The following is a 22171-nucleotide window of genomic DNA, read 5'->3' as shown; positions in this document are numbered from 1 at the left end:
GTGGTCGCCGTCTCGTCAAGCGCTACCGTAACGCCGGTGGCGGCGACAGCCGTCACCTTCGGCCCGTCGTCGTCGAAACTGATCTGGCCCGAGACGTCGGCGCTGGCGCTGGCGGAGTCGCCATCGCTATCCGTGATCGTGACCTTCACGGCCAGCGAGCCGGCGGTGAGTGCAACCGTGTCGTCGGGATTACCGGTGTCGGAATGGTGGAGCGACAGATATTGCTCGACGGTCACCTTGCCGGTGGCCGGATCGATCGACAGCGCGAACGCGGCCTCGCCCTTGAACGCGCCGCCCTGCACGACTCCGACAACCACTCCGTTCGCAAGCGTCTGCAAGGTGATCGTTGAGCCGTCGGTGACGGTCAGGCCGGAAACGGCGTTCGTGACGCTCAGCTGATAGACGGTGGCGGTGCTTGCCGCCGGGCCGTCGCCGCCGAACAGCGCCGTCACATTGACCAGGGCGCCGTTGCTGGTGCCGGAGGTGATCGCCCCGGTACCGCCGATATCGGGATCATCGCCCTTGACGATGGTTCCTGTGTTGATCGCAGCCGCCATGCTCAAGGCCTGCGTTTCGTCGAGTGAGACCACGGCGCCGGCGTCGGCGACGACTGTTACCAAAGGTCCATCGTCGTGGAACTGGATCGCGCCGCCGATCTGGGCACCGCCGAATGCGCTGTCGCCATCGAAGTCGGTGACGGTCACCGAGGCTGTGATCTTGCCCGAGAGGGTCAGCACGTCGTCATGGGCAGCAGCGCTCGATCCATCGACAGTGTGCTCCAGCGGAGCGTATTGGGTGACCGTAAGCGTGCCATTGCCGTTGATGACGATGGTAAAGGCGGTGTGGGTGCCGCCGTTCTGATAAGTGCCGGTGACCGTCGTCGCATTGGTCTGCAGCAGCGTGATCGCAAAATCGCCAATGGCCGTCTTCAGGCCCGAATCGAGCGATGCGACATTGCCGGTCAGGCCCAGCGCATAGGCGATGCCGCCGCCGGCGGCGGCGCCGTCGGCACCGAAATTGGATGCAACGGAAATAATCGGGTTGGCGCTCGTCACATCGATCGGAAAGCCGGCCGGCGAACCGGCATTGGTTTCATCGAGCACCGCGGAACTGGCTGCCGTGTTGCCCACCGTCAGGGCAGGGCTGTCGTCCTCGACGATCACGGTCATGTTGGCCGTTGCCGAGCCGCCGAACGGATCCTGCACGGTAACCGGGACGACGATGGAGAGGTCATCCTCGAAACCGGCCAGCGGGTGGTCGAGGGGACCGAGCAGGGCGATCTGGAAGGTTCCCGTGCTCGCATCCGTGATGGTGACGCTGATCACGACGTCCGATCCGACCCTGCCGACGAGATGCGTCGAATCGACCAGTTCCCACACGACGTCGGTGCCGTGCGAGGTAAGCGTCGTGGCAGGCACTCCGAGGCCGTAGGTCAGCGGATCGCCATTGGGATCCGTAGCGCCGAAGCTGCCGTTGATCACCGAAAGATTCGATTCGTCGAAGGGTGAGCCGGGATCGCCGTCCGGGTTTGCGCCGGAAAGCCCTTCTTCCGACACGCGGACGGTGAGATCGCCAAATTCCGGGTTCGCATTGGGAAGGAACAGTTCCCGCCTCTCGGCCTGCCCGAACTGCAGATCGGTCGGCGGCAAGAGCGCCGAAAGATCAAATCCATCGCCGATGCCGCCAGGAGGAATTTCAAAATTTCCACCGGCGCTCGAGGTCGAACCTCCAGGGCCAGCCGACATCGAACCATCGGCGCCGAAGGCGACATCCACATGGCTCGCCTCGAGCGCGGCGATCAAGGCGACGCGCGGCACCTCGACATCGCCAAGGACGAAGGTCGGCACGTTGAGCGCGCCGTCCTTGATCACGATGACCGAGCCGTCGGCCTGTTCGAGCACGAGATTGTGGCCGTCAACCTTGATGTTGTCGATCGAGACGTTCGCCGGAAGCTTCACGACGTTGCCGGCGTCGGCGACGTATTCGTGCGGCGCGGCTGCCGCCTGGGCCTTCGCCTCCGCGGGTGCTTCCGCCGGCGCGCCACTGCCCACATCGACCGGCACTGGTTCGGCCGCTGCCGGCGCGGCCTGTTGCGTCGAAGCCGCCTGTGCGACCTGGAACTCTGCCGGCGAGGTCTGGTCGTGACGTTCACTGGCCATGGAATGCTCGTCCCACGAACCCGAAACGGCGTCCAATTCGTTATTGATGGTCATTGCTTGTACCCCTCCGGCATTTCCCCGAAAGAGACAGCGGCAACCATTACTTTGCAACCGTCCGTCAATCTACTTTATATACCATTATATGCCTACAATGGCATTTTTTACGCGTGGTAAACTGGGAGCATATATTCTGTTATATAAGTCGATAGGTGCCAGTGCGGATGAGGCCTCGCCCCCGGTTGCATGGTAAATAGAAGTATAAATTCAAATAAAATTTTACGAAAAATAGGGGAAACAAGTTTCGTCGCCATTATCTACCTTCATTGCCAATAATTTGAGACAAGATCGGTACCGTCCACAGTCAAAAGGTGGGCGTTATGAAAAAAGAAAAAACCGCGCCGGGAACAGCCGGCCTCAAGCTACTCTTGCTGACGATCAGCCTCGCAGGCCTGCCGCAGCCATCGCTCGCGAGCGTCCATTTAGAGGACACCGCTTCGGTCGGCGGGCTTGTTGAAGACGTGCGGATGCCGCCCAGCCTGGGCGGCGTTTCCCTGGAAAGATTCCAGCCTTGGCGATCGGCGGTAGGATACCAGCCCGACCTGGTTTCCATGAGTTACACGATCGACGATGCCCAAGCGGGCGTTGCGCCGGCGCCTGCGAATGCCGGAATTGATCCCATCAAGACGGCAACGATTATCCCCGGCGTGTTCGGCTCGGTCGCGTTGTCCATGCATAACTTTCCCGTCGCCGCGCGGTGGGCACCGGTCTACCAAGCAATTGTCGGCTGCTCGGCGGGCAGTGCCTGCGAGCAGAAGAGCGCGGCTTTTGCCAGGCTGATCTCGTCGGCACAGGGCAAAGGGTTCAGCGAGAAACTGTCATTCGTCAACAGCGGCATCAATCACCTGATCGCCTACAGGAAGGACAGCGTCATCTATGGCAAGCTCGATTACTGGGCAAAGCCCACCGAGGTGCTCGATAAGCGCGCCGGCGACTGCGAGGATTTCGTCATACTGAAGATGACGGCGCTGCTGAGGGCCGGCATCCCCGCGCAAAGCATGGCGTTGGTTGTTCTCCAGGATCGCAGGCGGGGATTCTTCCATGCGGTCCTGTCGGTAAGCACGGCAAGTGGCGTGTTCATTCTCGACAGCCTCAACAACACCGTGCTGCGCGACAGCGATCTCCCCGATTATGTGCCGCTTTATTCCTTCAGCACGGACCGAGCCTGGATCCATGGTTCGAGATCGGGCAGCGCGCAGGTCGCGGAGATCAAGGGCGGTTTTGCAGGCGTCGCGCCCGGCGAGGGATTGCAGCCCGACACGGCTTCTGGAGCGCTTGCCCGTCGGTGAGCAACCGCGGTTCGCCGGCTTTTATGGAAAACGCCGAACCGCTCTATCTCTTTGTTTTGCGCAATTCCCAAGGGAAAGCGCTACACGCTTTTCCCGGGAAGCGTTTCGCACTTTTCCTGGAACTGCTGCTAGCCGCTGACGAATGCCATCAGCAGGTCCTGCCCGACCAGCGGTGCTCGCACGGCATTCAATTGGCCGCGATATCGGCGTTCGCCGGCGCCGATGACGAACCCGCTGGCGACCGGAATCTCGCCATTGGCATCCAGCCGCGCGAAGATGTCCGCCACGTTGAGATCGAGCGCCAGCCTGAGATCCTGACGCCCGTCATCGCTCGGCGCCGTCGGCAATTGGCGCTTTACCAATTGTTGGAACGGAGCGTTGAAGGTCAGGATCTTTTTCGACGATGAAAGGGCGAAGGCGGGCGAGGGGCAGGCGACCAGTATCGCGGTGATCGTCCTGATCGATGCAAGCCTCTTCAACGTCAGGTTTTCTTCCGTCAAGTCACGAATGCAGGCAACCCTGATCGCCGACGTCAGATTGCCGGCCGGAGGCTGGCTCTCGGCGATCTCATCGACAAGCATGCCGATCGTGCATTTGCGGCTTTCCGCCATCTGCCTGAGCGACGTCCAGAACGTCCGCTCCAGGCGGATGCCGCGGCGGATGCCGCGGCGCGCGACAACCCGGAACTCCATGCCGAGGTCTTCCGTGGCCATCGGCACGAGCAACCGCTCGAGAACAGCGGGAGGCGTGGCGCTATCGTTCACTCATCGCCTCCTCTCGTGCCTTGTTGATGGGTTTCAGCAGGTAGGTCAGGATCGTCTTGCGGCCGGTCTTGATGTCGACGGAGCAGATCATGCCCGGGATGATGGAATAGGTCTTGCCATCCCGCGTCAGCGTCGACCTGTCGGTCGCGACGCGCACCTGATAATAGGGCTCGCCTGTCTTCTGGTCGACGAGACTGTCGGCGGTGATGTTCGAGACCTTGCCTTCGATGCCGCCGAAGATCGAGAAATCATAGGCGGTGACCTTGATCAGCGCCTCCTGGTCCGGCCGGATGAAGGCAACGTCGCGGGGCGAAACCCGCGCTTCGACCAGCAAGGTCTCCGAAGTCGGAACGATGCCGGCGACCACCGCGCCGGGCTGCACGAACGCGCCAACCGTATTGATGTCAAGCGTGTTGACGATACCGTCGACTGGAGAACGGATGTCGGTGCGGGCCACCTTGTCGGTCGCGCCGCGAATGGTTTCATCGACCACCGAGAGGTCAGCCAGCGCCTGCGTGAGGTCGCTCAGCGCCTCCTGTTGCAGCTGCAGGCCGAGCTCGTCGACCTGAAGCTGGGCCTCGGTGATAGCCGATTTGGCTTTCTTGGTGGTTTCTCCAGCAAGCGTCAGCTGCCCATTGAGCTCGGTCTGCTCGCGTTCGACCCGGAGTTGCTCGGTTCGCGCCATCAGGCCTTTCTTGACCATGGCTTCGACCAGCTTTGCCTCCTGGTCGCTGACGACCAGATTCTTCGTGAGGCGATCGGAATTGGCGGTCGCCTCGTCCAATTCCTTCTCGCGCTGATCGAGGCGCGACTTGAGAACCGACAGCTTGACTTCGAAGTTGTCGCGGCGGGCGACCAGCAGCTTCTGCTCGTTGTCGCAGATTTCCGGGGCGACCTTCTGGATTTCGGCCGGACATGGAAATTCGCCTTGCAGATCGCCGCTCTGCTCGAACTTCAGCCGTGCAATGCGGGTCTGTAATGCCCGTGCCTTGGCCTGTTGCTCGCCAAGGCTGGAGGTGTTGAACGTATTGTCGAGGCGGATGATGAGGTCGTTCTTCTTCACGACCTGCCCGATCTTGACGGCAATTTCCTGGACGACGCCCGGCTCGCTGGCCTGGATGATCTGCGTTTTGGAAGCAGGTATGACCTTGCCGTCGCCGCGTGCGATTTCATCCACCTCGGCAAAGGACGCCCAAGCAACGGAAGACACGAAGAGTGCACCTATGATAAATATGGACGCCGACGCAAAGAGCGGCGGCCGGTCTTCCCTTGCAAGCATTTCCCACGGCCCCAACGCATTGAATACTTTGATAGTTTTCGTTCTTCAGGTGCTTTTTTTCTGCAGCGCCTGTATCACTTGGTCCTTTGGTCCATCGGCAACGATCCTGCCTTGCTCGATGACGATAAGCCGGTCGGCAAGTTCGAGCATGCTGAAGCGGTGCGTCGAGACGATCAGCGTGGTGTTTCGATCGAAAGCCACTTTGAGCTGCTTGATCAGTTGACGCTCGGAAGCCAGATCCATCGAGCCGGACGGCTCGTCCAGGAAGACGACTTTCGGTTTCGTCAGCAACAGCCGGGCGATCGCCATCGTCTGTCTCTGGCCGCCCGAGAGATTGGTGCCGCGCTCGCCGACATTCATGTCATAGCCACGCGGGTGGCGGGAGACGAAATCGTCGACGCCGGCGGCCTTGGCCGCTTCGACGATCTGCTCATCGGTCGCCTCCGGACAGGCCATCAAAAGATTTTCCTTGATGGTGCCTGAAAACAGATCGTTCGCCTGCGCGACGATGCCGACGGCGGCGCGAACCTCGGAGGGGTGGTATTGACGGATGTCGATGCCGTCCAGCAGCAGTTCGCCGGAACTCGGCAAGAAAAGCCTGCCGATCAGCCGCCCCATCGTCGTCTTTCCCGATCCTATGCGGCCGATGATGCCGATCCGCTCCCCCGGCTTCACGGAGAAATTCAGGCCGGTCAGGACTTCGTTATCGGAGCCGGGATAGGTAAAGCCGACGTTCCGGAACACCATGGCGCCGTTGCGGATGGGCCGGTTGACGAAGCCCACAGTGTCCGGACGATCCTCCGGCTGAGCCATGATCGAATTCACCATCCGCAAAGAGAGCATGGCCTGGCGCAATCTGGACAAGGTGATGGCGATCTGCCCGAGCGGGGCCACAGCCCGGCTGGCCAGCATGACGGTGCCGATGATGGCTCCGGTGGAGACATGTCCTTCGGAGAAGGCGTAGGCGCCGGCCACCACCAGCGCGACGGTGACCAGCTGCTGGATGGCCTGCGTTATATTGCCGGCGGCGGCCGAAAGCTGCTTGATCTTCTCGGAGGTGTTGGAGGCGTTTTTGGAATGCTCTCCCCATTTTCGCAACAGGTAGGCTTCGGCGCGCAGCGACTTGATCGTCTCCAGCGTGGAAATGGATTCGACCAGCAGCGCCTGGCGCTGCGAGGCCTCGTTCATGGAGGCCGCCACACGCTTGCCGATGCGCCGCTGCGTGACCAGTCCGACGATCACCGACGCGACGAAGGCCAGCGCGGGTATCATGACCAGCCAGCCGCCTATCGCATAGATGACGAGGAGAAAAACAAACACGAAAGCCGTGTCGATGAACACGCTGATGGTGTTGGACGTGAAGAATTCGCGCACGAATTCATATTGGGTCACGCGATTTGCGTATTCGCCCGTCGAGCCCGGCCGTGCCGCCAGAGACGAGTTCAGCACCTTCTCGAACAGCATGTATGAAATGCGCAGATCCGCCTTGCGCCCGGCATAGTCGATGAGCGATGCCCGGGAGGTCTTTAGCAGCAGGTCGAACAGGATGACCGCGCCGATGCCGATGGCCAGCACCCAGAGCGTCGATATCGCTTTGTTCGGCAGGATCCTGTCGTACACGTTCATGGTGAAGATCGGCGAGGCGATGGCGAGCAGATTGATGAACACCGCCGACAGGACAACCTTCGAATAGGTGCGCCAGAACGGCCCCATCGTTCCCGTCAGCCAATGTCGCCGCTCGATTTTCGGCGCCGACCCGACGCTCATGGCCTCCGTCGCGTTGGCGTAGGTGATCGAGAAGGACGCACCGCCGCTGATATAGCTGTTGGCCAGTTCCGACCGGCTGATCGTGGTGCGCCCGTCCTCCTGGGGAGCGGTGAAATATTCGCCGACTTCACCATCGGCCAGCAGCGCGACCGGCAGCTGGCTGACGCGAAAGACGATCGCGGGGAGGTCGATGCGCCCCCGAACAAAGTCGCGATGGCTGAACTCGGTTATTTCAAGGCCGACGCGCTCGGCAAGATGCCGGATCGCGTCGATGTCGATGCGCGTTTCCGCCAGCGGCACGCCGGCAAAGAGCACGGTTTCGGCGCTGGGGCGGCCGAGATATGCGGCGACGGCCGAAAAGCAGGCCTTGAAAGCCTCTTTCGGTGACAGAATGTTGGGTTGCTGGTTCACGATCCGCCCGCGGGGACTCTCGATCGATCCTTAGGCCCGCCTATTTTTTCCTGACCGGTGCCAGAATATCGAACGGCACGTCATTTTTCTGTTCCGAAGGCGTGCGCGCATAGGTCTCGGTGTCGGCAATTTCCGGTGCGGCGAACTCGGTTCGCGCGTATGCCGTAGCCTGTTTTGGCGGGTGGATATCCATCGTTTTCAACAACTGCCCGGTCGCCGCCAGAAGCCGATATTGCGCGAAAAGGGATGCGTAGGACGCGGTGTCGGCCAGCGTGGCGGTGTTGAACCGCGTGTTCTGCGCATCGAGCACGTCGAGCAACGAGCGCTGACCGACCTTGAACTGTTCGCGATAGGACGCGACCAGCTTTTCGTTGGAGACTGCTTGTAGCTTCAGGGTCTTGGCCAGATCGGCCTGCCGGAAGCGACGATCCCATGACGTGCGAACGGCTTCCTCGATCTCTCGGAGAACCTGGTGCATCGCGAGCCGCTGCTCGCTGGTGCGGCGGATCTGCTCCTGCTCATTGGCCTTGTCGATGCCGCCCCGATAGAGATTCCAGCGCAACACCAGACGTGCCTGCAGATCGGATGCGTCTCCATTGTCGCCGTCAATGTCGTAGCCCGCCCGGGCAGAGCCTTCGGCAATGATCGAAGGGCCGTATTTCGCGCGCGCCGCGTCCACCAGCGAGGCCGCCGCGGCAATATCGCTGTTGGCCATGTGGACGCGCGGGTTGCTCTCGCGCGCAAGGCCCAGCGCATCGTCCAGCGACCTTGGCAGCGTGCCGGACACGTCGGCCGGCCTCGCTGCATTGGTCAGCGGCTTGCCGACGGTCTTGAAAAACCGTATCCGCGCGGCCTCCAGTTCCTCCGACGCTTCCTGCATGCGGGCCTTGGCCGCGAACAGCCGCTCCTCGGCCTGTTGCCGGTCGGCTTCGTTCAACCCGCCGCCGGCAATGCCTTCCTGGATGTCGTGGAGGATTGCTTGATGGAAGCCCAGGTTTTTCTTTGCCTCGGCAACAATCGAAGCCTGGAGCATGTATTCGAGGTAGTCCTGGACAACAGAGAGACCGATGAATTCCGACCGTTCCAGCACCCGAAACGACGCGCCATCGACGCGGGAGGCCTGGCGGTTCAATTCTGCGCGCCTTGCGCCGCTGTCATAGAGCGTCTGCGAAACGGTCAGGTCGGTTTCTGCCGGATAAAGCGCGTCGTCCTCTATCGAGAGTGCGCGCCGTGACGAATTGTCGAGACGGCGAGCGCCAGCCGACGCCTGCAGGTCGACGCTGGGCAAATAGAGGCCCTTTGCCTGACGCAATTCGAACTCGATCGCTTCGCGATTTTCTATCGCCTGGCCGATCTCCGGATTGGATTCGACCGCTACCGCCACGGCCTCCTTGAGCGTGAGGGCGTTCGCCCCCCCGCAAGTCAGCATCGTAGCCGCCATCAAAAGACCAAGGCGCTTGCCTATGGCCGACATGCCAGTTCTATTCATTTAGCCCACCCGTTTCCCCAACGCCTTCCTCAAGGCGCTTAAGCGGGCCAACCCCAGGCCCACCATTGCCGAATTACCCGATATATTCAGAAAATACGTGAGCGAATATTAATTTAGGCGACTCTAAATGGGTTTTCCCAGTCATGAGCAGCGACATGTAGCAAAAATAACACATAACAGCGGGACCGATGGGGGTGGGAGAATGCCGATCGGCTGCAACGAAAAAATGCCTTGGTTGGAGCGGCTAGGGCACTTTTTTGAAAAAACCGCACAATGGTCCCGAAAGTTGCCTGGGCCGAGACGGCGGCGCTGTTGCCGAACGGGGATGCCGGACGCGGACTATAACGGATGTAGCCTCCGATAACTGCCGATAACGCGTCAATGGAGTGCTGCCCATCCAGTCACAACAATAAGGGCAAGCGTAACCAGCGCTCCCGAAACGTACAGAACCGTCCTGACACTGCCTCCCTTTGCGGCGTTTCCGCCACGTAGGTAGATTCCCAGATGAATCAGGCGTATCGCCAGGTGCAGCCCCACAAGCGTCGCCAAAGTGGTCGGTCCAACACCAACCATCATCGCCAGCACCGCGGGCACGACAAAGGGCGCCAGCGCCTCAACCGAGTTCATGTGGACGCGGTCGATCCTGTAGAGCGGGTTGTGGTCGTCCGCCGGGACTACCGGTCCTGAAAGCACCCCTGCAAATCCCTTGGACGAACCGGAATAGACTGCCAACACCACCGACAGCAAACAAAGCGTAAGCACGCCGAGGATGCTTAACCAATAGACTTCCATATTGTCTCTGCTCCTGGAATCTCAGTGGGCGATACGGTGCTTGCGAGTCATACCCCATGAACTGCAACGCGGTTGTCAGGCTGTCCGATGGTTGAACAAGTCGTGGAACCGTTGCAGGTAGAGCGGCCAGCCCTGATCGCTATCAACTGCACCCCTCACGCCTACCCAGCCTTCCCCATGGCGCTCGAAATGCCGGTGCTCGATCTCAACTCGGGTTCTGTTCTCGGTCTCGGCCGTGAACCGGACCTCCCATTCGCTCGTCTTGTTCGGGTCGGTCTCGATCTGCCACCGAGGGCTGATGTCCCAGCTCAGAACCAGCCGGCTGGGCGGATCGTAGGCCAACACACGAGCCCAGCGGCACTCGCTGCCATCCACACCTCGGTCGTAAATGTGCCCTCCGACCCGGGGTTCGAAGATCGTTTCTGCGATCGGAACGGCAAGAAGATTGTGCTCTCGAGGTTTGAATCTCCCGAAATCCTCGGTGAAAACCTTGAAGGCACGCGCAATGGATGCCTCGACAACGACGAAATGCCTTACGGGCGCGAGTGCAGGGTCCTTACTCATGCTTGGTCCTTTTTTGGATACTCGACGGCTAATTTGTAGCCCGCCAGGGTCTTGCTCCAGAACTGGTCGATTTCCGCGCGCAGGCCTGCCAGCCCATCCTGATCGATACGGTATATGCGTTCTTTGCCCGAGCGCGTGTCGGCCACAAGCCCGGCAGCCTTGAGTATCTTCAAGTGCTGAGAGACGGCCGGCCGGGTTACAGGCAGGGCACGAGCAAGTCCGCTGACCGAACAGGGCTGTTCGACCAGCAGTTCGAAGATCGTGCGCCTTGTCGGATCTCCGAGCGCTGTCCAGTAGTTCGCGTTAGTGGCCACTAACGCGAACTTAAATCGATGGCCGCGACCTGTCAATATCGGGAGGTCAACGATGCGTCGTCCAAGCCCCCGTCCGGCTCCACGGGATTAAAGGAAACCATTCAGCGACCTGCGCCGTCTCGTGGCGTGAATCATGCGGCCGTCGGAGGGAGTGCTAGTTGCGCTTTGACGGTATCGGCATACCGAATTGCATTTTTTGAATTGGTCTTTGCCGACCTGCCTTGGCATTTATCGAGCAGTCAGTTGATGCTGGGATCGAGGATGGCCAAAGTGGCGCAAGTCTATTGCAATCGGCGTTACATGCCCGAAGACGAGGCGCGCATCGGTCTCTTCGATCGGGGATTCCTCTTTGCAGACGCGGTCTACGAGGTGACCGCCGTGATCGGCGGCAGGCTGATAGACAATGATTTCCATCTCAATCGTCTCCAGCGGTCGCTTGCCGAGATATGTATTCCCATGCCCGTGACGCTGCCTGAGATAGAAGCCATTCAATTGGAACTGATCTCGCTCAACGGATTGGATGAAGGAACGGTCTATCTCCAGATTTCGCGCGGCGAAGCCAAGCGCAATTTCCTGTTTCCCGATGATCTTGAGCCGACCATGGTCGCCTTCACAAGCGCCCGCAAACTCGTAGGAACCAAGGCTCAGGCCGAAGGCGTCGCCGTCGACCTGGCGCCTGATCCGCGCTGGGCACGGCGCGACATAAAGACCGTCATGCTGCTGGGGCAGGTTCTGGCAAAGCATGCTGCAAGCGAGAAAGGCTTCGATGATGTCTGGTTTGTCGAGGGTGGACAGGTGACCGAGGGCGCATCGGCGACGGCTTTCATCGTTACGCACGACGGCCGTGTCATCACTCGCGCCAATTCTCAAGCCATCCTGCCCGGCTGTACGCGGCGAGCAGTGGCGCGTCTATGTGAAGACCAGGGCATTTTGTTTGAAGAGCGTGCGTTCTCGCCAGAGGAGGCGTTTTCGGCGGCGGAAGCGTTCCTGACCTCCGCCTCGAGCCTGGTCACCCCCGTCATCCGTATTGCCGGCCACAGGATCGGAAACGGCCAACCTGGTCCATTGACACGCCGCCTGCAGGAAATTTACGTCCAGACAGCTTTTGCAGAGATGAACGGGCATGCGGCCGGAAGAGCGGCCCTTGCTTGATGAGTGGGATGTGAAAATGGGCGCGGCACGGCGTTTAGGCCTTGGCACGGGGCGGCTGCCGCCCGGCCCGAACAATGCGATCACGGACGTGCCGGGTGTCCTGGTCGGCCATAAGACGATCATCGCCGACGGACTTGCGACAGGCGTCACCGCCATCTTGCCCCATGGCGGCGACCTGTTCAGATCCAAGGTCAGGGCGGCGGTCGATATCATCAACGGTTTCGGCAAGTCCGTCGGGCTCATGCAATTGTCCGAACTGTGCACGATCGAAACGCCGATCCTTCTGACCAACACGTTCTCGGTCGCACCATGTGCGGAGGCGCTGATCAAGCGTGCCATTGCCGCCAACCCGGAGATCGGGCGCAAGACCAGCACGGTCAATCCCGTCGTTTGCGAATGCAACGACGGCGGCATCAATGATATTCAGGCAATGGCGGTCACCCGGCATGACGCCGAAGCGGCGCTGGATGCCGCGAGCGCCGGTCCGGTCGAACAGGGCAGCATCGGCGCCGGCACCGGAATGACGTCGTTTGGCTTCAAGGCGGGTATCGGCAGCGCGTCCAGGTCTGTCGAGATCGGGTCTCGCGCCTTCACGCTTGGCGCTCTGGTGTTGTCCAACTTCGGCAGGGCAGGGGATCTTGTCCTCCCGGATGGCCGCAGAGCCGATCCCAAAGGGCTCGGCGAGCCTGAAAGCGGGTCGATCATCATCATTCTCGGCACGGATATTCCTCTTGACGACCGGCAATTGAACCGTGCCGCCAGCCGGGCCGGCGCCGGCATTGCCCGCCTCGGTTCGTATTGGGGACACGGCAGTGGCGATATCGCCATCGCCTTCACGACCGCCGATCCTCTGCCGCACGTCTCGCCTTCACCGTTCATTTCGATTTCGCGTGTCGATGACAGATACATCGACCTCGTTTTCGAAGCGGTTGTGGAAACCACGGTCGAGGCCGTTCTGAACGCCCTGTGCGCCGCGCAAGGCGTGGCTGGACGAAATAGACGCAGGATTCCGGCGTTGACCGACTGGCTGAAGGAGCCCCTTTGAGCATGAAGATTTTCATTTCGGCCGATATCGAAGGCACCTCGGGCATTCAATCCTGGGACGAGGCGGAAAGAACGCATGCCGACCACAGGGAATTCCGCGAACTGATGACCGGGGAGGTCCTGGCCGCCTGCGAAGGAGCGCGAGCCGCTGGCGCCACCGAAATTATGATCAAGGATGCGCATGACAGCGGGCGCAACCTTATTCTCGAACGCATGCCGCCTTTCGCGCGCATCGTGAGGGGCTGGTCGGGACATCCGGACGCAATGATGTTCGGGATCGATGAAAGCTTCGATGCCGCGCTTTATACCGGCTACCATTCCAAGGCCGGCGTCGAGGACAACCCGCTTGCACACACATCGACATTGCGAATATCGCGGCTGATCCTGAATGGCGAAACAGCGTCCGAATTCACATTGAATGCGTTGTGCGCCGCGCGCTATGGCGTGCGCTCGGTATTTCTTTCCGGCGACGAAGGCATTTGCGCCGACGCCAGAGCCCTCGTCCCGGGGATAGCCACTGTCGAAACCCTCAAAGGCATCGGCGCGGCCACCATCTCCCTGGCGCCTGCGTCGGCGCGCGGCGCAATATGCGAGGGCGTTGAAAGGGCGTTGCGCGACAGGGCGCGGCAAGCTTTGCCGTCAATGCCGGAAAGGGTCGAGATCATCATCGAATTCAGCAATCCCGTCGATGCCTATCGCGCTTCCTGGTATCCCGGAGTGCGCCGGCACGGGCCACGTGCCGTCGCCTTTGCATCGAACGACTATTTCGAGGTGCTGCGCGCCTTCCGCTTCATGAAGAGCTGAAGGTCGCCGTGCCCGCGGCTGGCGCGGCGGGCTTCAACGTTTGCGCCAGCGCCTTGGATGATTGCCAAAGAGCCTCTACCATGGTGCTTCGCGTCTTCTCCGAGCTGCGATACAATCGTATCTCGAGATCGAGCGTCCATGTGCTGTCATTCGAACAGATGACAAGGGCTCCATTGGAGATGTCGTTCTCGACGAGGCTTTCTGGCAGCCAGCAGATGCCCGCGCCGGTCAGCGCAAGTTCCTTGAGTCCGGCGCTTATTGTGCTTTCATGCACTGTCTGACGCCGGAACGGCGAGTGCTTCGAGAACAGTTTTCCGAGGGCGACACCAAAGAAAGAGCTGTAACCATAGCCCAGATAGGGCAAAGCTCGCTTTGCCGTTTCCGGACTGTCCAGAATGCCCGCCGCGGGCACGGTCGACTTGTCGAAGCGCAGTTCCGGCGCCGCGACCGGGATGAGCCGATCCGATCCGATAGCCAGATGAGAAAACTTGTCGCGATCCAGGTGAAACGGCACTTCACGGTGCGCATAGGTCAGGAAGAAGTCGGTTTCGCCATCGGTCAGTGCAGCCAGGTTCGCCTCGATGCCACCCCTGTCAGCCATGAAGGATGTGCCGAAGGTGCGAGTGTTCCGCTGCACCTCCCGCAGCCAAACCGGAAAGAACGTGATGGTCAATGTGTGAAGGGCCGCAAAGCGTACAAGCCCCTGTTCCGCAGGCGGGCGCAGAGACTCGCGCACCGAATAGAACATCCTGATGGCGTCTTGCGCCATCGGAAGAAAATTGCGTCCGGCCGATGTCAGTTCGGCCGGCATGGTGGCGCGACTGATGAGCGGTGCTCCGAGCCACGTCTCAAGCTGCTTGATGCGCCGACTGAAGGCCGACTGGGTGACATTGCGGATTTCGGCTGCCCGCGAAAAGCTCGAGGTTTCTGCAAGCGTCACGAAATCTTCGAGCCATTTGATTTCCACGCGGCCTCTCCTCCACTGCGTTCGAGCATTGATCCAGCCGCAATGGGAGCATATTTCATTATAATTGCAATGTTATGCAAATTTTGCATGCTTGATTGCGAAAACCGAATTGGCCTTGTGATCGCCGACGCCCCAACGTCTGCAAAACGAAAAAGCTGGCAACTGGAGCCGGTGGCAGGGGAACGTGACGTCGAGCGCGGGAGAAGAATCTGACCGCACACGAAACGGAATGCCACTCAAAGTCAAATCTATGTCGGCGACGTCCGTGAACGCCGGGGGAGAAGAAAAGGCAGCATGAATTCGCAGAACCAAGCCGATCTCGTTTTGCATGGCGGCAAGATTTGGACCGGTTACGGAAATCCGATCGCGGAGGCGATTGCGGTCTTGGGCAACCAGGTCGTGGCCAGTGGCTCCAACGCCGATATCAAGCCCCTGATCGGAAAGGGCACGAGGGTCGTGGATCTGGCCGGGCGCTTCGCAATGCCCGGTTTGAACGATGCGCACCTGCATCTGATCTCGACGGGGCTCCTGCGTGGCAAGGTCGATGCGACGCCCGATGCCGCGCCGACCCGCGGCGCGCTGATGGCTGCGCTGCGGGCACGGGCCGCCGAAACGCCCAAAGGCGCATGGGTGACCGCGCGCGGTTTTGACCAGACCCGATATCCGGACGCACTGATGCCGACCGTGAAGGAGCTGGACGCCGCCCTGCCGGATCATCCCGTTTCGGTCACGCGCGCCTGCGGCCATGTCACTGTCGTGAATTCGCTGGCGCTGGCGCTGGCGGGAATCGATATCGACACGCCCGATCCGGATGGTGGCGTCATTGGGCGCGAGGCCGGGCAACTGACCGGAATGCTGGCTGAGAACGCCCAGAACCTCGTCTACGACGTCCAGCCGACACCCTCTTTCGCCGAGATACTCGATGCTATCGAAGCGGGGGGCCGTGACCTCCTACGGTTCGGCATAACGTCCTGCATGGACGCGGCCACTGGCCAGATCGACGGTATGACCGAGATCGAGGCTTATCATGAGGCCGAGCGCAGCGGCCGGCTCCCGGTACGGGTCTGGGCAACACTTCTGGGCGACCCCGGTTCGTCCATCGTCGAGCCTTGCCATGCCGCGGGTCTCGTTACCGGGGTCGGCAGCGACATGTTCCGCATAGGCGGCGTGAAGATATTCACGGACGGCTCGGCCGGCGGACGCACGGCCTGGATGCGCCAGCCATATATTGGCCAGCCTGACAATTTCGGTGTCCGGATGCTGCCAGACGCTCAATTGTTCGAACTGGTCGACCGCTACACCGCAATGGGCTACACCATGGTCTGCCATGGCATTGGCGATGCCGCCATCGACCAGCTCGTGCGCGCTTATGAACGTGTGCGCGCCGCCAGGCCGGATCACAAGCACCGGCACCGGATCGAGCATTGCGGTTATGTCGATGGTGCCATCAATCAGCGGATGTTGAAGGCAGGCATCCTGCCTGCGCCGCAGCAGGCCTTCATCTATGATTTCGGCGACGCCTACGTCTCGGTTCTCGGGCCGGAGCGCGGGTTGCGCTCCTATCCGATCGGAACCTGGGATCGCCTCGGCATGAAGCCGTCCACCGGCAGCGACTCGCCGGTCTGTTCGCCCAATCCCTTCCCGGACCTCTACGCCATGCTGACGCGCAAGACGCACAAGGGCATGGTAATGGACGCTTCCGAAATACTGACGCCCGAACAGGCGTTGCGCGCCTATACCGAACACGGTGCCTACTCCCAGGGCGCGGAAATGGTGAAGGGCCGGTTGGAGCCTGGAATGCTCGCGGACATCGCCGTGTTCTCCAACGACCTCCTGACGGCCACACCGGAGACAATCCTGCGTGAAACGCGCTGTGAGATGACAATTCTGGATGGGCGCATCGTCTATGAAGGAAGTTGAGGCGGAATGCCGGCTGGGCCCGTCTCTGACAGGAAATCAACAACGAACCACAGGGAGGAATTGAGGGATGTTGAACAGACTTGGCTTGATCGCGGCGCTTGCGCTTGGAACGGCGACCGCCGCGCTGGCGCAGGACGCCACACCGAAGGATGGGGGGAAATTGGTGTTCACCGCGCCCTATGGCAACTCCATCACATCGCTGGACATCACGGCGACACCGCATACGCAAGACGAGATCGTGGCCAAAGCGATCAACCGCTCCCTCTACAAATGGAACCCGGAAAGCGGCAAGCCTGAGCTCGACCTCGCCGAAACGGTAGAGAAGTCGGCGGATGGCAAGACCTATACCTACAAGCTCCGGGAAGCGACCTTTCACAATGGCGACAAGCTCGACGCCGATGACGTGATCTGGTCCTACAACCGTCTGGCCGATCCCAAGAAGGCCCTGCCGGGCGCCGAGCAGATGTTGCAGATCGCCGGCGTCGCCGAATTTCAGGCAGGCAAGGCCGATCATATTTCCGGGTTGAAGAAGATCGACGACAGGACCATCGAAATCACCTTCATCAACCTGGCCGATCCGGGCTGGAACCTGATGTCCAACTATGCGCCGATCTACTCCAAGGACTATCCGGAGGATCAGCTCGCCTCCAAGCCGAACGGCCTTGGCCCGTTCAAGCTCGCCAATTACGTCGCGGGCTCGAAGGTCGAACTGGAGAAGTTCGACGGCTATTATGAGAAGGGCAAGCCGCATCTCGACAAGCTCGACATCATGCTGATGGGCGAAGCTTCGGCTCGCGACGTCGCCTTCCGCAACGCGGAGATCGATACCAACGTTCTCGGCCCTGTGCAGTACGAGGCCTACAGCCAGGATCCGGCGCTGAAGGATCACATCCTTGAGGTGGCCGAAGTCTACACCCGCAATATCGGCTTCAATCCGAAGGTCGAGGCATTCAAGGACAAGCGCGTCCGGCAGGCGATCAATTATGCGATCAACAAGGACCTGATTGTCGAGAAGCTCTTGAAGAACAAGGCTTATCCCGCGGTCTCCTGGCTGCCGATTTCATCGCCGGCCTTCGACAAGGACGCCAAGCCCTATGCCTATGATCCGGAAAAGGCCAAGGAACTGCTGAAGGAGGCAGGGTTCGAGACCGGCCTGAAGTTCTCGGTCACTGCGACCTCGAACGAAAGCTGGGGCCTGCCGATCGTCGAGGCGATCATCCCGATGCTGGCCAAGGTGGGCGTCACCGTGACGACCGACCCGGTGGAAAGCTCGGTCCTGTCCGACAAGATCCTGTCCGACAATTTTGATGCCTTTATCTGGTCGAACTCGTCGGGCCCGGATCCGCTGAAATATCTGAACTGCTTCTATTCGAAGACGTCGCAGACCGCCTGCAACTACGTCAAGTTCAACAACTCCGACTTCGACAAGCTGATCGAGCAGGCAGGCAACGAAACCGATCCGGCCAAGCAGAACGATCTTCTGAGGCAAGCCAACAACCTGCTGCAGGACGAGGCTCCGGTCTGGTTCTTCAACTACAACAAGGCCGTCATGGCCTACCAGCCATGGGTTCACGGGCTGAAGCCGAACGGCGCGGAACTGGCTATCCAGGATTACGAGGACATCTGGATCGACGACAGCGCACCCGCATCACGCAAGTAGCGCGATGGCATGGCTGGCGGGCGGGACCGGTTTGTACGGCCCCGCCCACCGCATGGCGCCCACTCCTCGCCCGCCGCATGGCGCCCAGTTGTTGAAAGGCAGGATTCGCGGATGTCGCGCTTCATCTTTCGTCGCACGCTGCAGATGATCCCGACCCTGCTGGCGGTCGTGCTGATCATTTTCGTGATATTCAGCGTCGTCCCCGGCAGCTTCATATCGAGCCTGATGTCGGAGGGGCGCAACGCCACGAATGCCGATGTGATGGCGCATCTGAACGAGCAGTTCGGGCTGGACAAGCCTCTGCCGGTCCGCCTGTGGGACTATCTGTGGGGGCTGGCGCATTTCGACCTTGGAATTTCCTACCGCACCCGCGAACCGGTGTGGAACGTGATCGAGCCGCGGCTCTGGCCTTCGATCAAACTGGCGCTGGCGGCGATGGGCTTTGCCGCGGCAGTCGGTATTCCTCTGGGATTTCTGGCCGCGCTGAAGCCCGGCAGCGTGTTGGACACCGGCACGATGATGCTGGCGGTTTCCGGCCTGTCGGTTCCCGAATTCTGGCTAGGCTTGCTGCTAATGTACGTCTTTGCGCTGCAGCTCGGTCTGCTGCCGAGCTTCGGCTACCAGCCCGGCGGCATCCGCTACATCATATTGCCTGCCATCGCGCTCGGCGTATCGCCGATGGCGCTCCTGGCGCGAACCACCCGCGCTGGCGTTCTGGACGTGATGAACGCGGATTTCGTGCGAACGGCGCGAGCCAAAGGGTTGACCGAACCGCGTCTGGTGCGCAGTCACGTCACCCGCAACGTGTTGGTGTTGATCCTGACCACGCTTGGCCTTCAGATCGGTTCGCTCATGGGGCAGGCGATCGTGATCGAGAAACTGTTTTCCTGGCCAGGGATCGGGTCGCTTCTGGTCGACAGCGTGTCGGCACGCGACATTCCCGTGGTTCAGGGTACGGTCATCGTGATCGTGTTGTGGTTCCTTGTCATCAACATGCTGGTCGATATCGCCTATGCCATGATCGACCCGCGCATCAAGGTGGCCTGATCCATGCGGTTGCGTTTCAATTTCGCCCTTGGCCTGGCGCTGGCGTTGCTCGTGGTCGCCGCAGCCGTCAGCGCCGGCTGGATTGCCCCGTACAACCCGATATTCGACGCCGACCTGATGAATTCTGAAATGCCGCCGAGCTGGGACCATCTTTTGGGCACGGACGGGCAGGGTCGCGACGTCTTTTCCCGTATCCTCTACGGCGCCAGGGTGTCGCTGACCGTCGGCCTCGTTTCGCAGTTGATCAACTCGTGCATCGGTATGGCGCTTGGGGTTTCGGCCGGTTATTTCGGAGGCTGGTGGGACGACCTGGTGAACGGGCTGACCAACGTCATGCTGGCGATCCCATCCCTGGTCTTCGCGCTCGCCATCATGGCGGTGTTGGGACCCGGCTTGCCAAGCCTCCTGATCGCATTGGGCCTGACCAACTGGTCCTGGACCTGCCGCATCGCCCGCAGCTCCACCTTGTCGCTCAAGAATCAGGGCTTCGTGCAGGCCGCCAGGGCGGCCGGCTTCAGCGACGCCAACATCATGCGCACGCAGATACTGCCGAATATCGTCGGTCCGGTGCTGGTCATCGCGACACTTGGCATCGGCGGCGCGGTTCTGGCGGAAGCTGCACTGTCTTTCCTCGGCGTCGGCATCCGGCCACCACAGCCGAGCTGGGGGAACATGCTGACCGACGCGCGCGAACTGATCCGCACCGCCCCCTGGGCCTCGCTGTTCCCCGGCCTCGCAATCTTCGCCACGGTCCTTGGCTTCAATCTGCTCGGTGACGGGCTGCGCGACATGCTGGATCCGCATATGAGGATAAGGCAGGCATGAGCGGCATTCTTCCCGACCCTGTTCTGTCCATCCGCGACTTGCGCATCGGCGTCGGCAAGCGGAACGAAATCCTTCACGGCGTGTCTTTCGATATCCTGCCTGGGGAAACTTACGGACTTGTCGGCGAATCCGGTTCGGGCAAAAGCATCACCGGCCTTTCGGTGATGGGGTTGCTTAAACGCCCGCTGGAGGTGACCGGCGGCTCGATCTTCTTCCGGAGCCAGGACGTGTTGAAGCTTGGCAGCCGCGCCAGGCGCCGTCTGCGCGGCGACCGTATGGCGATGGTGTTTCAAGAGCCCATGACGGCGCTCAATCCGCTGATGGCGATTGGCCGTCAGATCGCGGAAATGTTCGTCGTTCACAGGGGCTTCGGGTGGTCGGATGCGCGCAGGAAAGCCGTCGAGGCACTGGAAAGCGTTCGTGTGCCGGCGCCCGAGGAACGCGCCCTGTCCTACCCCCATCAACTGTCGGGAGGGATGCGCCAGCGCGTCATGGTCGCCATTGCACTGGCCTGCCGTCCCGACCTGCTGATTGCGGACGAGCCGACCACCGCACTTGATGTGACGGTCCAGGCAGGCGTCCTGGAATTGCTTGCCGAGCTTTGCACGGCTGAAGGAACGGCCGTGCTGCTGGTCAGTCACGATTTGGGCGTGATCGCCAATATGTGCCGGCGCGTCGGGGTCATGGACCGGGGGCGGCTCGTCGAGGAGCAGGACACCAAGGCTCTGTTCGAAAATCCGCTGCATCCCTATACCCGAGGCCTGCTCGCGGCACGCCCTCGCCTGGGGTCGCGAACGCTGGTTGGACGCGCCCGCCTGACCGAACTGGACCAGGTCGTGGGCAGCGAGGAGCGTGGACGCGACGCACCGACGCTGACCACGCCGCGCGGCCTTGGTCTGGAGGCGACCGCATGAACCAGCCTCTTCTGGAAATCCGCGACCTCAACGTCCATTTCCCGCTGCCGCGTCGCTCGCTGTTGGGGCCAAAGCGGACGCTTCGTGCCGTTCAGGGCGTGAATCTGACCCTGAACGACGGAGAGTGCCTGTCCATCGTCGGTGAATCCGGCTGCGGAAAATCCACCACCGCGCTGACCGTGATGGGTCTGCAGGAGCCGACTTCGGGAAGAATCCTGTTCCAGGGCAAGCCGTTGACAGGCCCTGGCGCTCCCGCCCGCAAGGAGCGCGCGCGCATCGCTCAGATGGTGTTTCAGGACCCGTATGCGTCGCTGAATCCGCGCCAGACCATCGGCCGCATGCTGTCCTCGCAGCTTTCCCTGCATGGAATTGCCAAGGGAAGCGAGGCCAGCCACCGCGTCGCCGAGATGCTGACCCGCGTCGGCCTGACGCCCGATCACGCCGACCGTTATCCGCATGAATTCTCCGGTGGGCAGCGCCAGCGGATCGGCATCGCGCGGGCGTTGATGCTTGATCCGAAGATCCTGGTGCTGGACGAGCCGGTGTCGGCATTGGACGTGTCCATCCAGGCGCAGATCATCAACCTGCTGATGGACCTGCAGGAAACGCTGGGCTTGAGCTACATCATGATCTCCCACGATCTGAGCGTGGTCGAGCATGTCAGCGACAGGGTTGCCGTCATGTATTTCGGCCGCGTGGTGGAAGAGGGTGACTGGCATTCGATTTTTAGTCGCCCGACGCATCCCTACACGCGTCGCCTGATCGGTTCGGTTCCCGATCCCGACGCGATCCTGACCGGGGCACGCACCTTGCCGGATGCCGCCTTCGTTCCAGACGCCGCCCGCTTTTCGCCCGACATTTCGCGCCGTCCGGATCCCGACGAAGAACACGAGCCAAGCGAGCTTGTCGAGATCGGCCGCGGTCATCGCGTCCGCCTCGCGCAATAGGAATTG

Annotated in this window: 20 protein-coding genes; 10 read left to right on the top strand and 10 right to left on the bottom strand. The window is 61.1% G+C overall.

Translation table 11 applies throughout. The annotated features are described in order from the left end of the window. A partial coding sequence (locus FJ973_RS10700) for a DUF5801 repeats-in-toxin domain-containing protein (RefSeq protein WP_210240107.1) occupies window positions 1-2213 on the bottom strand: 2213 nt, incomplete at its 3' end. 323 nt (window positions 2214-2536) lie between these two features. On the opposite strand from FJ973_RS10700, the gene FJ973_RS10695 reads away from it, so the two are divergent. Continuing rightward, window positions 2537-3505, top strand: coding sequence for a transglutaminase-like cysteine peptidase (locus FJ973_RS10695; protein WP_140555703.1), 969 nt, complete (start codon window positions 2537-2539; stop codon window positions 3503-3505). A gap of 128 nt (window positions 3506-3633) precedes the next feature. Here FJ973_RS10695 and FJ973_RS10690 read toward each other — a convergent pair whose 3' ends face one another. The 7 genes from FJ973_RS10690 to FJ973_RS10660 all read right to left on the bottom strand — a co-directional run bounded on the left by FJ973_RS10690 (window position 3634) and on the right by FJ973_RS10660 (window position 10885). Then, window positions 3634-4269, bottom strand: a complete 636-nt coding sequence (locus FJ973_RS10690) for a ribbon-helix-helix domain-containing protein (protein ID WP_140515174.1) — start codon at window positions 4267-4269, stop codon at window positions 3634-3636. After that, window positions 4259-5548, bottom strand: coding sequence for an HlyD family type I secretion periplasmic adaptor subunit (locus FJ973_RS10685; protein ID WP_140497322.1), 1290 nt, complete (start codon window positions 5546-5548; stop codon window positions 4259-4261). Before FJ973_RS10685 ends, FJ973_RS10690 begins: the two co-directional genes overlap by 11 nt. A 45-nt stretch (window positions 5549-5593) precedes the next feature. Next, window positions 5594-7726: a type I secretion system permease/ATPase gene (locus FJ973_RS10680; protein ID WP_140555701.1), complete on the bottom strand. Its 2133-nt coding sequence runs from the start codon at window positions 7724-7726 to the stop codon at window positions 5594-5596. Between the two features lie 40 nt (window positions 7727-7766). Beyond that, window positions 7767-9215, bottom strand: a complete 1449-nt coding sequence (locus FJ973_RS10675; RefSeq protein ID WP_140525158.1) for a TolC family protein — start codon at window positions 9213-9215, stop codon at window positions 7767-7769. Window positions 9216-9593: 378 nt separating this feature from the next. After that, the gene (locus FJ973_RS10670; RefSeq protein WP_140555700.1) at window positions 9594-10007 is read right to left on the bottom strand and encodes an MAPEG family protein; all 414 of its coding nucleotides are present in this window, start codon (window positions 10005-10007) and stop codon (window positions 9594-9596) included. A gap of 75 nt (window positions 10008-10082) precedes the next feature. Further along, on the bottom strand, window positions 10083-10571 hold the full coding sequence (locus FJ973_RS10665; RefSeq protein ID WP_140515178.1) for an SRPBCC family protein: 489 nt from the start codon (window positions 10569-10571) through the stop codon (window positions 10083-10085). Further along, a complete protein-coding gene (locus FJ973_RS10660) occupies window positions 10568-10885 on the bottom strand; it encodes a metalloregulator ArsR/SmtB family transcription factor (RefSeq protein ID WP_210239498.1) in 318 nt (105 codons plus the stop codon). The genes FJ973_RS10665 and FJ973_RS10660 overlap by 4 nt, the downstream gene beginning before the upstream one ends. A 261-nt stretch (window positions 10886-11146) precedes the next feature. On the opposite strand from FJ973_RS10660, the gene FJ973_RS10655 reads away from it, so the two are divergent. The 3 genes from FJ973_RS10655 to FJ973_RS10645 are packed head-to-tail and all read left to right on the top strand — an operon-like array spanning window position 11147 to window position 13885. Beyond that, the gene (locus FJ973_RS10655) at window positions 11147-12037 is read left to right on the top strand and encodes a D-amino-acid transaminase (protein WP_140555725.1); all 891 of its coding nucleotides are present in this window, start codon (window positions 11147-11149) and stop codon (window positions 12035-12037) included. 16 nt (window positions 12038-12053) lie between these two features. Continuing rightward, the gene (locus FJ973_RS10650) at window positions 12054-13082 is read left to right on the top strand and encodes a P1 family peptidase (RefSeq protein ID WP_140555698.1); all 1029 of its coding nucleotides are present in this window, start codon (window positions 12054-12056) and stop codon (window positions 13080-13082) included. A 2-nt stretch (window positions 13083-13084) separates the two neighbouring features. Further along, window positions 13085-13885 (top strand): M55 family metallopeptidase, encoded by an 801-nt coding sequence (locus tag FJ973_RS10645; protein WP_140497336.1) that lies wholly within the window; start codon window positions 13085-13087, stop codon window positions 13883-13885. Here FJ973_RS10645 and FJ973_RS10640 read toward each other — a convergent pair. Together FJ973_RS10640 and FJ973_RS31350 are read right to left on the bottom strand one after the other, a co-directional pair. Next, window positions 13872-14852 carry a LysR family transcriptional regulator gene (locus tag FJ973_RS10640; protein WP_140497338.1) on the bottom strand — a complete coding sequence of 327 codons (981 nt, stop codon included), beginning with the start codon at window positions 14850-14852 and terminating at the stop codon, window positions 13872-13874. The two genes, FJ973_RS10645 and FJ973_RS10640, sit on opposite strands and share 14 nt — an antisense overlap. A 72-nt stretch (window positions 14853-14924) precedes the next feature. Next, window positions 14925-15362 (bottom strand): hypothetical protein, encoded by a 438-nt coding sequence (locus tag FJ973_RS31350; protein ID WP_224519091.1) that lies wholly within the window; start codon window positions 15360-15362, stop codon window positions 14925-14927. Between FJ973_RS31350 and FJ973_RS10635 the strand changes: the two genes are divergently transcribed. From FJ973_RS10635 to FJ973_RS10610, 6 genes are all read left to right on the top strand, one after another. Next, window positions 15333-16772 (top strand): amidohydrolase, encoded by a 1440-nt coding sequence (locus FJ973_RS10635; protein WP_246675864.1) that lies wholly within the window; start codon window positions 15333-15335, stop codon window positions 16770-16772. The genes FJ973_RS31350 and FJ973_RS10635 overlap by 30 nt on opposite strands. A gap of 67 nt (window positions 16773-16839) precedes the next feature. Then, window positions 16840-18432, top strand: a complete 1593-nt coding sequence (locus FJ973_RS10630; RefSeq protein WP_140555695.1) for an ABC transporter substrate-binding protein — start codon at window positions 16840-16842, stop codon at window positions 18430-18432. A 111-nt stretch (window positions 18433-18543) separates the two neighbouring features. Further along, complete coding sequence (locus tag FJ973_RS10625) at window positions 18544-19479, top strand: ABC transporter permease (RefSeq protein WP_140497345.1); 936 nt, start codon at window positions 18544-18546, stop codon at window positions 19477-19479. A gap of 3 nt (window positions 19480-19482) precedes the next feature. Beyond that, window positions 19483-20304 carry an ABC transporter permease gene (locus FJ973_RS10620; protein ID WP_140497347.1) on the top strand — a complete coding sequence of 274 codons (822 nt, stop codon included), beginning with the start codon at window positions 19483-19485 and terminating at the stop codon, window positions 20302-20304. After that, window positions 20301-21218: an ABC transporter ATP-binding protein gene (locus FJ973_RS10615; RefSeq protein ID WP_140497349.1), complete on the top strand. Its 918-nt coding sequence runs from the start codon at window positions 20301-20303 to the stop codon at window positions 21216-21218. The genes FJ973_RS10620 and FJ973_RS10615 overlap by 4 nt, the downstream gene beginning before the upstream one ends. Further along, window positions 21215-22165 (top strand): ATP-binding cassette domain-containing protein, encoded by a 951-nt coding sequence (locus tag FJ973_RS10610; protein ID WP_140515184.1) that lies wholly within the window; start codon window positions 21215-21217, stop codon window positions 22163-22165. Before FJ973_RS10615 ends, FJ973_RS10610 begins: the two co-directional genes overlap by 4 nt. The last annotated feature ends 6 nt before the right edge of the window (window positions 22166-22171 follow it).

The sequence above is a fragment of the Mesorhizobium sp. B2-1-3 genome (assembly GCF_006442495.1).
GTDB lineage: Bacteria > Pseudomonadota > Alphaproteobacteria > Rhizobiales > Rhizobiaceae > Mesorhizobium.
The sequence above is the reverse complement of the archived record's forward strand: the minus strand, read 5'-3'. Positions and strand labels throughout refer to the sequence as shown.

What these genes read in the sequence shown, in the direction of transcription:
- FJ973_RS10695 (WP_140555703.1), top strand. Translation starts at nt 2,537, where the DNA reads ATGAAAAAAGAAAAAACCGCGCCGGGAACAGCCGGCCTCAAGCTACTC.
- FJ973_RS10630 (WP_140555695.1), top strand. Translation starts at nt 16,840, where the DNA reads ATGTTGAACAGACTTGGCTTGATCGCGGCGCTTGCGCTTGGAACGGCG.
- FJ973_RS10615 (WP_140497349.1), top strand. Translation starts at nt 20,301, where the DNA reads ATGAGCGGCATTCTTCCCGACCCTGTTCTGTCCATCCGCGACTTGCGC.
- FJ973_RS10685 (WP_140497322.1), bottom strand. Translation starts at nt 5,548, where the DNA reads ATGCTTGCAAGGGAAGACCGGCCGCCGCTCTTTGCGTCGGCGTCCATA.
- FJ973_RS31350 (WP_224519091.1), bottom strand. Translation starts at nt 15,362, where the DNA reads ATGCAGGTGCGCATCGTTCAAACCGGGCATTGCGAAGCGCCCGGCCAG.
- FJ973_RS10620 (WP_140497347.1), top strand. Translation starts at nt 19,483, where the DNA reads ATGCGGTTGCGTTTCAATTTCGCCCTTGGCCTGGCGCTGGCGTTGCTC.
- FJ973_RS10610 (WP_140515184.1), top strand. Translation starts at nt 21,215, where the DNA reads ATGAACCAGCCTCTTCTGGAAATCCGCGACCTCAACGTCCATTTCCCG.
- FJ973_RS10665 (WP_140515178.1), bottom strand. Translation starts at nt 10,571, where the DNA reads ATGAGTAAGGACCCTGCACTCGCGCCCGTAAGGCATTTCGTCGTTGTC.
- FJ973_RS10655 (WP_140555725.1), top strand. Translation starts at nt 11,147, where the DNA reads ATGGCCAAAGTGGCGCAAGTCTATTGCAATCGGCGTTACATGCCCGAA.
- FJ973_RS10670 (WP_140555700.1), bottom strand. Translation starts at nt 10,007, where the DNA reads ATGGAAGTCTATTGGTTAAGCATCCTCGGCGTGCTTACGCTTTGTTTG.
- FJ973_RS10650 (WP_140555698.1), top strand. Translation starts at nt 12,054, where the DNA reads ATGGGCGCGGCACGGCGTTTAGGCCTTGGCACGGGGCGGCTGCCGCCC.
- FJ973_RS10645 (WP_140497336.1), top strand. Translation starts at nt 13,085, where the DNA reads ATGAAGATTTTCATTTCGGCCGATATCGAAGGCACCTCGGGCATTCAA.
- FJ973_RS10625 (WP_140497345.1), top strand. Translation starts at nt 18,544, where the DNA reads ATGTCGCGCTTCATCTTTCGTCGCACGCTGCAGATGATCCCGACCCTG.
- FJ973_RS10675 (WP_140525158.1), bottom strand. Translation starts at nt 9,215, where the DNA reads ATGAATAGAACTGGCATGTCGGCCATAGGCAAGCGCCTTGGTCTTTTG.
- FJ973_RS10635 (WP_246675864.1), top strand. Translation starts at nt 15,333, where the DNA reads ATGCCCGGTTTGAACGATGCGCACCTGCATCTGATCTCGACGGGGCTC.